At 41.6% G+C, this 13,308-nt stretch carries 12 protein-coding genes; 2 read left to right on the top strand and 10 right to left on the bottom strand.

Going from position 1 to position 13,308, the window contains the following annotated elements; genetic code table 11:
* Positions 1-3 precede the first annotated feature (3 nt).
* From ACFN7Z_RS06685 to rimO, 9 genes are all read right to left on the bottom strand, one after another.
* Positions 4-498 (bottom strand): OmpH family outer membrane protein, encoded by a 495-nt coding sequence (locus tag ACFN7Z_RS06685; RefSeq protein ID WP_094148178.1) that lies wholly within the window; start codon positions 496-498, stop codon positions 4-6.
* Between the two features lie 33 nt (positions 499-531).
* A complete protein-coding gene (gene bamA / locus ACFN7Z_RS06680) occupies positions 532-3,021 on the bottom strand; it encodes an outer membrane protein assembly factor BamA (RefSeq protein ID WP_094148177.1) in 2,490 nt (829 codons plus the stop codon).
* A 45-nt stretch (positions 3,022-3,066) separates the two neighbouring features.
* Positions 3,067-4,422, bottom strand: a complete 1,356-nt coding sequence (gene rseP / locus ACFN7Z_RS06675) for an RIP metalloprotease RseP (RefSeq protein ID WP_094148176.1) — start codon at positions 4,420-4,422, stop codon at positions 3,067-3,069.
* Between the two features lie 2 nt (positions 4,423-4,424).
* Complete coding sequence (gene ispC, locus ACFN7Z_RS06670) at positions 4,425-5,621, bottom strand: 1-deoxy-D-xylulose-5-phosphate reductoisomerase (protein ID WP_094148175.1); 1,197 nt, start codon at positions 5,619-5,621, stop codon at positions 4,425-4,427.
* The gene (locus ACFN7Z_RS06665; RefSeq protein ID WP_004981939.1) at positions 5,622-6,446 is read right to left on the bottom strand and encodes a CDP-archaeol synthase; all 825 of its coding nucleotides are present in this window, start codon (positions 6,444-6,446) and stop codon (positions 5,622-5,624) included.
* A gap of 3 nt (positions 6,447-6,449) precedes the next feature.
* The gene (gene uppS, locus ACFN7Z_RS06660) at positions 6,450-7,202 is read right to left on the bottom strand and encodes a polyprenyl diphosphate synthase (protein ID WP_395442654.1); all 753 of its coding nucleotides are present in this window, start codon (positions 7,200-7,202) and stop codon (positions 6,450-6,452) included.
* A gap of 8 nt (positions 7,203-7,210) precedes the next feature.
* On the bottom strand, positions 7,211-7,765 hold the full coding sequence (frr, locus tag ACFN7Z_RS06655; RefSeq protein WP_004981941.1) for a ribosome recycling factor: 555 nt from the start codon (positions 7,763-7,765) through the stop codon (positions 7,211-7,213).
* 79 nt (positions 7,766-7,844) lie between these two features.
* Positions 7,845-8,573, bottom strand: a complete 729-nt coding sequence (gene pyrH / locus ACFN7Z_RS06650) for a UMP kinase (RefSeq protein WP_004696558.1) — start codon at positions 8,571-8,573, stop codon at positions 7,845-7,847.
* Positions 8,574-8,616: 43 nt separating this feature from the next.
* A complete protein-coding gene (gene rimO / locus ACFN7Z_RS06645) occupies positions 8,617-9,960 on the bottom strand; it encodes a 30S ribosomal protein S12 methylthiotransferase RimO (RefSeq protein WP_004696556.1) in 1,344 nt (447 codons plus the stop codon).
* 351 nt (positions 9,961-10,311) lie between these two features.
* On the opposite strand from rimO, the gene glnL reads away from it, so the two are divergent.
* Both glnL and glnG read left to right on the top strand, forming a co-directional pair.
* A complete protein-coding gene (glnL, locus tag ACFN7Z_RS06640) occupies positions 10,312-11,421 on the top strand; it encodes a nitrogen regulation protein NR(II) (RefSeq protein ID WP_004696555.1) in 1,110 nt (369 codons plus the stop codon).
* Positions 11,408-12,889, top strand: coding sequence for a nitrogen regulation protein NR(I) (glnG, locus tag ACFN7Z_RS06635; protein ID WP_062033089.1), 1,482 nt, complete (start codon positions 11,408-11,410; stop codon positions 12,887-12,889). The genes glnL and glnG overlap by 14 nt, the downstream gene beginning before the upstream one ends.
* 60 nt (positions 12,890-12,949) lie before the next feature.
* Here the strand turns inward: glnG and ACFN7Z_RS06630 are convergent, their stop codons facing one another.
* The gene (locus ACFN7Z_RS06630) at positions 12,950-13,276 is read right to left on the bottom strand and encodes a hypothetical protein (protein WP_004696551.1); all 327 of its coding nucleotides are present in this window, start codon (positions 13,274-13,276) and stop codon (positions 12,950-12,952) included.
* Positions 13,277-13,308: the final 32 nt, after the last annotated feature.

Below are 13,308 nucleotides of genomic sequence, written 5' to 3'. Positions count from 1 at the left end.
TGATTACTTAATTGCGTTAACCTTTTGAATCATTTTATCAGTTAAATCATACTTAGCGTCATAGGCAAGTGCTGAGTTTTTATTCAAAACAACATCTAATTGATTTTCTTTACGCAATTGTTCAGCAACTTGCTTCACTCGACCATCAAATACACTACGTACTTGCTGAATAGAGCTTTGCACACTGCTTTGCATGGTTTGCTGCAAAGTATTGAACTCGTTCATTTTGGTTTGATACTGAGTCACCATTTTTTGCTTATCCGTAGCGCTCAGCTTATCACCTGTTTGTAAACGCTGTTGTAAGTCTTGAAGCTCTTTACTAAGTTGATCAAGCTTCGTACTCTGCGGTTGAATTTTCTGTTGAAAACTCGAATTTTGCTGTTTTAAATAGATGCTATTTTCAACAACACGCTCAAGATCCACAACACCATAGCCAGCAGCATTCACCACTGTAGAGGTTAGCGCTGTAAGTGTTAAAGCTGTAAGAAGTTTTTTCATATTTATATCTTTCATGGAGAGAAAAGATCGACTTTAGAAGGTACGACCGATTTCAAATTGAATGTTCTTTGTTTCGTCGCCTTCTTTATCATTCAATGGATATGCATAGCTGAGAGACAATGGACCAATCATGGTAATCCAAGTAAAGCCAACGCCCACGCTATAACGCATGTTATCAACATCGAAACCGAAGTTGTCTTTACAATATTGCTTAGAGTCTACATCGGCACCATTCACATAAATGGTTGAACTCGATACATTACATTGAGTATCAAAAACTTGTGCACCTTCAGCAAACAGCACTGGACGGACTTGACGTGTCCAATCCCCTTTAAATGGTAAAGGCAAAGCCAATTCTGTACCAAATTGAATCAGCGCATTACCACCGACTTCTTCAGGGTCATAATCAACATCATCAGATTCACTGTACGTTACACCTGGATACTTTGGACCTAATGTGCTGTTGTCATAACCACGGACTGAACCAAAACCACCTGCATAGAAGTTTTTATAGAATGGTAAGTCATTACCATAGCCTAACTTACCATAACCGCGAAGTACGAAGTCTTTGCCTAATGGGAAGTACGCCTGAGCATCATAAGTCAGTTTTTGATATTCAACATCACTACCTGGTAAGGCAATTTCACCATTTACACGATGCGACATACCAGATGTAGGGAATACTGGACGGTTTAAGGTGTTATATGACCAACCTAAGTTTAAGTTATACGTTAAGAAATCACCCTTAAACTCGTTATCAAATGATTCTGTTGCAGAACACTCACTAGTTGTCTCATCCCAATTCGCATCTGGACAATATGACCCTTTACTACCCGTTGCCTTTCCACCATTTGCCAATAAATAATCACGTACATAGGTCGATACATACGGACCTGTAGTCACTTCAGTTTGGTCAATGTTTAAACCTGCACTGATGCTTTGGTTTTCATCAATTGGATAACCGAAATTGATACCACCACCAAAACTATCCGTCACATAGTTGTTGACGTTATAGTCTTCATCCAACTTGGTTTTACGGTAGTACATGTTATAACCACGACGTACACCATCAATCGTAAAGTACGGATCGGTCACACTTAGGTTGTAGTAATCTTGTGTTTCTGAGCGTGATAAATCAATAGCAACAGAGTTACCTGTACCCATGAAATTAGTTTGACTTAGACCCGCTTGGAAGGTTATACCGCCGCTTTGCGAGAAACCAACTGCTAAAGTACTGGTACCTGAGTGCTGTTCTTCAACATTAATATTTAAATCAACTTGGTCGGCTGTGTTCGGAACACGTGCAGGCTTGATATCTACAGTCTTAAAGAAGCCTGTACGCTCTAAACGAACTTTAGATAAATCAATTTTCTCATTACTTGCAAGTGCACCCTCCATTTGGCGCATTTCACGACGTAATACTTCATCCGCAGTTTTCGTGTTGCCGGTAAAGTTAATACGACGCACAGTTACTTGCTGACCTGGATTCACATAATAATTTAAATCCACCAGATGAGTTTCTTTATCGATCTGAGGTACGACGTTCACTTCTGCATAGTAATAACCTGCATTACCGTATTTACGTAGAAGCAACTGTTTAACCGCATTCACTTTTTCTTGCGAATAGATATCGCCATCTTTATATATTTGTAAAGCTTTCAGCTCTGCTGGGGTGTATAAAGCATCGCCCAAAAATTTGGTTTCGCCAAATTTAAACTGTTCGCCTTCATCCACTGAAACTTCAACAAAAATATTCTTTTTATCTTCACTTAAATTTAAGCTTGAGTGATTGATATTAAAGTTGATATAGCCTTTGTTTAAATAAAGTGCACGTAAAGACTCTAAACTTGCAGCCATCTTTTCACGTGCATAACGGTCATTACGTGAAATAATGGACGTCCAACCACTCTCTTTTACTGCAAACGCTTGTTCAATTTCGCTTTCTTTAAATACGGTATTACCAATAATATTGATATCTACAACTTTTGCAGCCTTACCTTCAACAAACTCGATAGTGAGGTCTACACGGTTATTCGGCTTCGCTGTTGTCACAACTTTTACATCAGCATCATAACGACCTTGCTGCATGTACTGTTGTTCAAGCTCAGACTCAACCGTCTGTAGCGCTGATTTTTTCAGCACTTCACCTTCGGTAATCCCCATCTTCTTCAAGCCTTCTTCCAAGGCCTCTTTAGGAATGAGTTTATTACCTTTAAATTCAACTTTAGAAATCAGTGGGCGTTCGACAACTTTGAAAACCAGCGTATCACCCTGCTTTTCTGTTTTAATGTCATCAAACAAACCTGTTGCATATAAACTACGAATGGCATTGGCAAGTGCTGCATCGCTCACACGATCCCCACTATTCAACGGAATCATTCCATAGACATTTGCTGGCGTTAAACGAACAAGTCCATCAACCTTAATATCACGTACTATATAATCTTCTGCTGCATATACTTGTTGTACTGTTGCCATAGCACTGATGAGCGCCAAAGGCATAAATAAATGTGTGTGCTGCATGCCAGTTTTTTCCGATGTAAAATTTAATTCCGTATCTACGCTTTTTTACAAACGCATAAAATCATTGAATAGTGCCAAAAGCATCATACTTCCGAGCAATACCATACCAATTTTTAAACCAACCAATTGTATTTGTTCAGAAACAGGTTTACCACGTATTAGTTCTATAAAATAATAGACCAAATGTCCACCATCAAGCATAGGAATAGGCAATAAATTTAATATCCCTAAACTTACACTCATCAATGCCATAAATGAGATAAAAGTTTGCCAACCCATTTCCGCACTTTGTCCTGCGACTTTGGCAATCGTGATCGGTCCTGATAGGTTGTCTAGACCAATCAAACCGCGCACCATTTTTACAATCGAGTTCAAAATCATACTCGACAGTTGACCGGTTTTATCTACCGCCATCATGAAGGCTTCGGCAGGATTATATTGTATCGTTTGTTTATATTCTGTAGGAATACTGATTTTCCCAGGGTCACTTTGTACACCTAAGACACCAGAAACCTTGCCCATATTGTCGCGTTTACCTTGTGGCATCACTTCAACTTGTACCAATTGATTTTGGCGAAGCACATCAATTTTTAACAATTTCTCAGGTGAAGCTTGAACCACTTGAACCACATCAAACCAATCATTCATCTTAATGCCATCAATCGCGACAATTTTGTCACCTTGTTGCATACCCTGACGAATGGCTGCACCATCTTCGCTCAACTTAGTCACGACCGCAGGAATTTTAGGTCGATAAGGCGTAAAACCCAGAACATCAAGCGGAGACTGTGTTTGATCTTTCAAGAAGTTTTGAATAGGCAAACTAAATGTCTTAACTTGTCCCGCACGTTCGGCCTGAATTTGGATTGATCCCGTTTCACCTACACGATCAACCAAGGCAAAATTCAACTTTTCCCAAGTGGGTGTCGTTAAGCCATCAACAGCGGTAATTTTATCGCCCACTTGCATTTGAACTTGTGCTGCAGGTGTATTAGGTAGCACTTTACCCACACGTGTATTCAACTGCTCTTGTGCAGGCAAAAACAAAATCCAAAACAGAAAGATTGCAAATACCAAGTTAATCAATGGGCCGGCTGCAACAATTGCGATACGCTTCCAAGGTGACTGACGATTAAATGCTTTGGGCGCATCCTCTTCAGCAACATCACCTTCACGCTCATCCAGCATTTTGACATAACCACCCAAGGGCAATGCCGAAAGCTGATATTGAATACCTGACTTTTTAGAAGTCCACTTTAAAACCGTTGGCCCAAAACCAATGGAATAAACTAAAACTTTTACGCCCAATTTACGCGCAACAAAATAGTGCCCAAACTCATGTATTGCAATAAGTGGGCCTAAAAGCAAAATTGCCGCAACAATCATAAACAAGGCGCTCATGCTTAAATTCCTATATTCACCACATATTGCTGAGCAACATGACGTGCGTTTTGATCGGCTTCTAAAATAACATCAAGTTGTGTTGCTGCTTGATGTGGGATGGTATTCAAAGTGTGTTCAACAATAGCAGGAATACCCATAAACCCCACCTGTTGATTTAAAAATGCAGCAACCGCAATTTCATTGGCTGCATTTAAAATCGCTGGGGCTGTGCCCCCAGTTTTCATCGCTTGACGTGCCAAGCTTAATGCAGGGAATCGATGCGTATCTGGCGCTTGAAAATCCAACTGATGATTTTTAAATAAATCTAAAGCTGGAACATGGGTTTGAATACGCTCAGGCCATGCCAACGCATGTGCAATCGGCGTACACATATCAGGATTTCCCATTTGCGCCAATGTTGAACCATCCACATATTGCACCATGGAATGAATAATACTCTGCGGATGCACAACTACTGTAACAAAATGTTCTTCGATTGAAAAAAGATGACAAGCTTCAATTAGCTCTAACCCTTTGTTCATGAGGGTCGCCGAATCAACCGAAATTTTCTGCCCCATGGACCAATTCGGGTGTTTGCACGCCTGTGCAGGCGTTACATTGTGTAATTCATCTAAACTATGTTTTAGAAATGGCCCGCCGGATGCAGTCAGAAGGATACCAGACACTCCAAGTTTCGGCTTTCCGTGACGCTCAGCTTGTAAATAGGTCTGGGGCAAGCATTGAAAGATTGCATTATGTTCAGAATCTACAGGAAGTAAAAGAGCCTGATGGTCATGAGCAGCTTGCATCATGATGTCACCCGACATCACCAGCGCTTCTTTATTTGCCAAAAGGACACGCTTTCCTGCTTTTACCGCTGCTAGCGTCGGCATTAAACCTGCCGCACCAACAATCGCCGCCATTACCACATCCACTTCTGGATGTTCAGCAACTGCGATGAGGCCTGCCTCATCCGCCAAAATTTCAATGTTTTGTAAATTAGCTGCGACTAGAAGCTGGCGCAGTTCATCTACTTTGGCTTGAGGTACAACTGCAATTTCAGGTTGAAACTGCTGACAAATATCGACAAGTTCTTGCATCCGACTATGTGCCGTAACAGCAAACACAGTGTAGTGTTCAGCATGTTGTTGCAATATTTTTAAGGTGCTCTGCCCAATCGAACCGGTAACACCCAAAATACAAACAGATTGAGACATTTACAAATCTACGCCAATAAGTTTTAACACATATACACCCGCAGCAAAGATAGGTGCCGCAGCCAGTAGCGAGTCAATACGATCCAATACCCCACCATGCCCTGGCAAAATACGACCTGAGTCTTTAATTCCAGCACGACGTTTAATCATAGACTCAAACAAATCACCGAGCACCGAGCTAAATACAGTCACTACAGATAAAATAAGAAATAATAAATGCTGTGCGTACGTTAGGTCTAAATAGAGGATTTCAACAGCGACCACAATGATCATGGCCGTAATCACACCACCATAGAGACCTTCCAACGATTTATTTGGACTCACTTCAGGTGCAAGTTTACGCTTACCCAGTTTACGCCCAACAAAGTATGCCCCGCTGTCAGCACCCCATACCAATAAAAACAGGTACATCAGCCACCATGGAGACATCTTCCAGAGTGCAAAAATAGCAGTCACAGCCGAAGATATCAGAACAATCCCAACCACTTTAAGGGTTGAATTATACCAAGCATCATAATTTGGATAGGATTTAACCCAATACAGACTGAGCAACCAGCATAGAATAGAGGCAGCCCAAAGTAGAAGTGCAATATCATTAAAGTATAAGGCAAGTGTAGCAAGGCCAGCACTTAGTAAACCAAAACCCCATGCTAGAGGTTTATTAACATTTTTTGTTGTACGGGGCATGAGTTTAAACCACTCATAGCCTGCAACCCCTGCCGCAATAATCATCAGCACAAACATTGGATAGTGTGACTGGGTTGCAAACATACAACTCAGTACAACGGCCACCAAAACCAATGCGGTTATAATCCGCTCTAACATTTATTAGTTCTCAATTTTATCTTGTAGAATTTGTTCCGTCGTTTTTCCGAAACGACGTTCACGCCCACCAAATACAGCCAAGGCGTCATCAAACTCTTCTACACTAAACTCTGGCCAAAGAGTCGGAGTGAAGTAAAGCTCTGCATAAGCTGCTTGCCACAACATAAAGTTCGATAAACGAAAATCCCCACCTGTACGAATCAATAGATCTACAGCGGGTAAATCACTCAAACTTACGTATTGGCCAAAAACATGTTCATCAATTTGCTCAGGATCTAACGCGTGAGATTGAACAGCAAGTGCAATCTGCTTAGCCGCATTCGCCATATCCCACATCCCACCGTAACTAATTGCGATGGTCAAAGTCATCTTGTCGAAATTAGCAGTGTCTTGTTCGGCATGCAACATTAAGTCACGCAATTGCGGAGATAATTTATAACGATCACCAATAAAACGTAAGGACATTTGATATTGATGCATACGAGGCAGCTGTTCATGAATCGTGTCTTCCAACAGTTTCATGAGCAAATCAACTTCAGCTTGAGGGCGCTTCCAATTTTCACTCGAAAAAGCAAAAACGGTTAATGCTTGAATATTTCTTTTTCGACAATGCTCTACAATCGGGTCAAGGACATTTTTTCCTTCACGGTGACCATCGCCCTTTTGCATTACATTTTTTTTGGCAAAACGATTGTTGCCATCCATGATGATGGCAACATGTTTTGGAAGAGTAAGCTTATCTTCTGAATCGGTCATTATACAAGTTAGACCTTCAACAACTCAGCTTCTTTATTCGCAAGACGTTTGTCGATTTCAGCAACAAACTTATCTGTGATTTTTTGAATATCATCAGATGCACGACGCTCATCATCTTCAGAAATTTCTTTTTCTTTCAACAATGCTTTGATGTCGCCCAGTACATCACGGCGAATATTACGTACTGCAACTTTTGCATTTTCAGCTTCGTTACGCGCAACTTTTTGCATGTCACGACGTGTTTCTTCCGTCAATGCAGCCATTGGAACACGAATCGCATCAGCTGTAATTGGGTTTAAGCCCAAATCTGATTCACGGATGGCTTTATCAATTGCTGCAACCATCGTGCGCTCAAATGGCTGAATCAACAATGTACGCGAGTCTTCAACACCCACGTTTGCCACTTGGTTTAATGGCACATCTGAGCCATAGTAAGGAACCATTACCCCGTTTAAGATAGATGGATGCGCACGTCCTGTACGAACCTTGGCAAAACCGTGTTCTAACGAGTCAAGTGACTTGTTCATACGGTCTTCTGCGTCTTTTTTAAGATCGTTAATCATGTGATCTTCCTTACTTAATTCGAAAAGATATAAATTCTAAAATAGCGTGTAGTATAAAGAGCTTTCGAGGTCACGTACATTAGTTCGTTACGTGAGTACCCTCTTTTTCGCCCATAACCACTGAAAGCAATGAACCAGCTTTGTTCATGTCAAAGACTTGAAGCGGCACATTGTGGTCACGACACAAGCAAATCGCGGTTAAATCCATCACACCCAATTTCTCATCTAACACTTGGTCAAAAGTTAAGGTGTCATATTTAACGGCATCATCGTATTTGCTTGGGTCTTTGTTGTAGACACCATCAACTTTCGTTGCTTTTAGGATCAGGTTGGCTTCAATCTCGATACCACGTAAGCATGCTGCTGTATCTGTGGTAAAGAACGGGTTACCTGTACCTGCGACAAACACACAAACTTCACCTTGTGTTAGGTGACGAATCGCATCACGACTTGAGTATGATTCAACCACAGCACCAATTGGCAATGCTGACATCAAACGGGTTTTGATATTACGACGTACCAAAGCATCACGTAATGCCAAACCATTCATCACGGTTGCAAGCATACCCATTTGATCACCCGTTACACGACCAACCAAACCATCTTTTTGTAATTGACTACCGCGATATAAATTACCACCACCCACAACAATCCCGACTTGCACACCCAAACCCACCAAGTGCGCAATTGCCAAAGACATTTGATCAAGTACTTGAGCATCAATACCCATATCTTTATTTCCAGCCAATGCTTCGCCAGAAAGTTTCAGTAAGATGCGTTCAAAACGTGGTTTTTTAGAATCCAACATCGCAATAACTCCAATATCTAAATTTTAAAATTTTATTTGTGTCTTAATTCGATTTAATCGAAATCAATTGTGCATACAGATCATATTCATCTGCATCGGTAATTTCGACTTCTAACAAATCGCCTGATTTAATCTGGCTTTTATCAATATCTTCCACAAAGACATTGCCATCAATTTCAGGAGCATCTGCGTATGAACGTGCAATCGCAACTGGAAATTCTTCATCCAGCTCATCGACCAGCACCGTCATTTTCTGACCAACACGCTTTTGAAGTTTTGCAGCAGAAATCGCCTGTTGCACTTCCATAAAGCGTTCATAACGCTGTTGCTTAATCTCTTCTGGCACGTGATCTGGCAAGTCGTTTGCTGTTGCACCTTCAACAGGTGAATAGGTGAAGCAGCCTACGCGATCAAGTTGTGCTTCTTTCAACCACTCAAGTAAGATTTCAAAATCTTCTTCAGTTTCGCCAGGGAAACCCACAACGAAGGTTGAACGAATTACTAAGTCAGGACATTTTTCACGCCACAGCTTTAAACGCTCAAGTGTATTTTCACTATGCGCAGGTCGTTTCATCAGTTTTAGAACTTTTGGACTTGCATGTTGGAATGGAATATCCAAATAAGGCAAAATTTTGCCTTGTGCCATCAAGTCAATCACTGCATCCACATGTGGATATGGATAGACATAGTGCAAACGTACCCAAATACCGAGTTGACCTAAGGCCTCACACATGTCATAGAACTTTGTCTTAACAGGTTGACCATTCCAAAAGTCTAATTTGTATTTGGTATCGAGGCCGTAAGCAGAAGTATCTTGGGAGATAACGAGTACTTCTTTTACACCGGCACGTTTAAGCGCAGCCGCTTCTTCTAAAACAGAACCGACTGGGCGAGACACTAAGTCACCACGCATACTTGGAATAATGCAGAAGGTACAACGATGGTTGCACCCTTCTGAGATTTTTAAGTACGCATAATGCTTCGGCGTTAAACGAATCCCTTGTTCTGGAACAAGGTCAATAAATGGGTTGTGTTTTGGTGGCTCAGGCACGTATTGGTGCACGGCTTCCATCACTTCTTGATATGCAGCCGCCCCTGTCACTTTTAAGACATTTGGGTGCATTTGGCGAATTTTGTCTTCGTCTTTACCTAGGCAGCCCGTAACAATTACACGACCGTTCGCACTCATGGCTTCGCCAATGGCATCTAAAGACTCTTGCACTGCAGATTCAATAAAACCACAGGTATTTACAACAACTAAATCCGCACCATCATAATCTGATGCTACATCATAACCTTCAGTCTTCAACTGAGTTAAAATTCGTTCGGAATCAACCAATGCCTTAGGACAACCTAAAGAAACAAAACCGACTTTGGGGGATTTCATGAATCTGCGCTCCACTAGAATGCGCGTATTGTATGTCTTTTCTGTTTATAAAAACAGATCGATTCCACACTCTTTGTTTAATGCACCAAAATAAAACCAACACTGTAGTAGAATCAACGTAACGCACCATTTTAAGTCACTTTCAGTTTACTTGATTTTTAGAATCCGCTATATCTTTAGCTAATCGTTCATTTACAGCGCATTCCGCAAAAAAAGTGTGCTCATTTCACTATACAAAATCAAAGTTGGCGTGCATTTTGCTTTATTTGCATCAATTCAGTCCGCTATTTGGAACGATTAATGCTTTATCAAGATGCCATTGCGCTATTTTAATACAGGATACATTCGCTAATGGATCACCCTATTTCTATCGACTATCGCCTTTTAGTGGACAATTTGACCACTGCGATTTTATTGGTCGACAGTAAATTAAATATTTTTTACTTAAATTCCTCTTGCGAAGCATTATTTGATATCAGTCTTTTACGTGCCTCTGGCCAACCAGCGCTTAATTTACTCCATGCACCCAATGATGAGTTCAATACAGAAGAAGCTCTTCTCAATACTTTAAACTCGGGACAACACTACACCCGCCGTGAAGCCATCATTAAGGTCAACTTTAAAGATATTCATGTTGACTATACCGTGTCACAGCTAAATTCAAATAAACCCTACCATCCTTTGCTTTTAATTGAGATCAATCCGATTGATCGGATGCTCAAAATTTCCAAGGAAGAAAACTTCTTACAACAACATCAGGTTGCACGCCAACTGATTCGTGGTGTTGCACATGAAATTAAAAATCCGTTGGGCGGAATTCGCGGCGCTACACAACTGTTAGCGCGTAGCCTCAATGATCCGCAATATAGCGAGTTCACCGACATTATTATCAGTGAAGTCGATCGCTTACGTAATTTAGCAGACACCATGCTTGGTTCTCGTCAGCTCCCAAGTTATGAGTTGGTCAATGTACATGAACCTTTAGAGCGTGTCCGCTCACTCATTACCAATCAAACCAAAAAGAAAATTAAGATCACCCGTGATTATGATTTGTCGTTACCTGAAGTGATGGCTGATCGTGATCAACTGATCCAAGTCATGTTGAACATTAGCGTTAATGCAGTGCAAGCCATGACTGAAAATAAAGAGTTCTTTGTCGACCATCAACCTGAGCTAATGTTACGTACCCGTATTCAACGTTTAGTGACCATTAATGGTGTCCTGCAACGCTCCGTAGTGCGGATTGATATCGAAGACAATGGTCCAGGCGTTCCAGAAGAAATTTTAGAATCTGTGTTTTACCCGCTGGTCACGGGTCGTGCTAAAGGCACAGGACTAGGTTTAAGTATTGCGCAAAATATTATGCATCAACATAACGGAATGATTGAATGCCAATCTGTTCCCGGAAAAACAACTTTTAGCTTATATATACCTTGGGAGTTAAACCATGTCGCGAAATAAAATATGGGTAATTGATGACGATCGCGCCATGCGCTGGGTGCTGGAAAAAACATTCAAAGAAGAAGGTTTCGACGTCACAAGTTTTGAAGAAGCTCAATCTGCTTTAGACCAGCTCAGTTTAGATGCACCCGATGTAATTTTGACTGATATTCGTATGCCCGGCATTGATGGCTTAACTTTCTTAGCAAAAGTTAAAGCTAACTATCCTGACCTACCTGTCATTATTATGACGGCCCACTCCGACTTAGAGTCTGCTGTTTCAAGTTATCAAACAGGCGCATTTGAGTATTTACCCAAGCCTTTTGACATTGATGAAGCCTTAGCTTTAGTGAATCGTGCGATTTTGCACATTACCAAAATGCAGCAGCAAGAATCGGCAAAAACTGTACCACCGATTCAATCAACCGAAATCATTGGCGAGTCTCCTGCTATGCAGGAAGTCTTCCGCGCAATTGGTCGTTTGTCTCAATCGCACATTACAGTGCTGATTAATGGTGAATCTGGCACAGGTAAAGAGTTGGTTGCGCATGCTTTACACCGCCACTCACCACGGAGCAGTAAACCTTTTATTGCGCTCAACATGGCCGCGATTCCCAAAGACCTAATTGAAACAGAGCTTTTTGGTCATGAGAAAGGTGCCTTTACAGGGGCAAATACCCAACGCCAAGGTCGCTTTGAACAAGCCAATGGCGGAACACTGTTTTTAGATGAAATTGGCGATATGCCTTTCGAAACGCAAACACGTTTACTGCGTGTGCTGGCTGATGGCGAGTTCTATCGCGTCGGTGGGCATATCCCGGTAAAAGTGGATGTACGTATTGTCGCGGCAACGCACCAAGACTTAGAAAAATTGGTACATGATGGTCGCTTCCGTGAAGACTTATATCACCGTCTGAACGTGATTCGCATTCACATTCCAAAACTGGCGCATCGTAGCGAAGACATCCCAATGTTAGCGCAACACTTCTTGGCACGTGCAGGCAAAGAATTAGGCGTCAGCCCTAAAATCCTTCGCCCTGAAACGCAAGAATATATGCAACAGTTGCCTTGGCAAGGCAACGTACGTCAGCTCGAGAACACCTGCCGCTGGTTAACGGTCATGATTACAGGACGTGAAGTTTACCCTGAAGACCTACCGTCAGAGCTGAAGCAAATTCCAATTACCCGCTCAGGTGAAGATGCGCAAGCCGCGCAAAACTTAGATCGGATTGCAGTCCACCATTGGGATGAGTTGTTGGGTCAATGGGCTGTGCAGAAACTAAAAAATGGCGAGATGAAAATTCTCGATATCGCCACCCCAATGTTCGAACGTACATTGATCATTGCTGCGCTGCAACAAACCCGTGGCCGTAAACGGCATGCGGCTGAGTTACTCGGTTGGGGGCGCAACACCCTTACACGTAAACTCAAAGAACTAGGTATGGATACAGCGGATGATGAAAGTGAAGAAGAAGTTTTAGAAAACTAAAAGCAGATTCTACGTGATAGCCAACTCAAATTAAAAGCGCCGCAATGGCGCTTTTATTTATTAAGCCGTAAAACCCAAATAACGTGAATAGCCTTCAACACCAAGTGGTGCTTTTAACATGATAAATTTTGGGTAACTGGCTTGGGTTAACTCTTCAAACATAATCACTTGATCATCATGCGCATGGAGATCATCAACACTGCGCTGCATGGTCGCTTCAAATTCATCTGTGATATATTCGAAACCAATGTCCATTGCAATAAATAAGGTATGTTCACAAGGCTGAACGTATTGTTCCTGAGACCAATCAATTACCTGTTGTTGGCAGTGTGGGCACGCTACAGGATCTGTCGCTTCACAGTCTAGTGGGATCAATTGATAAGTCATAATTTAGCTTTTAAACAAAGATGCTGCGAAGT

It is taken from the genome of Acinetobacter sp. P1332, from assembly GCF_044057475.1.
GTDB classification, from domain to species: domain Bacteria; phylum Pseudomonadota; class Gammaproteobacteria; order Pseudomonadales; family Moraxellaceae; genus Acinetobacter; species Acinetobacter johnsonii.
Note: the sequence above shows the minus strand (reverse complement) of the source record. Positions and strands in the feature narration are given on the sequence as shown.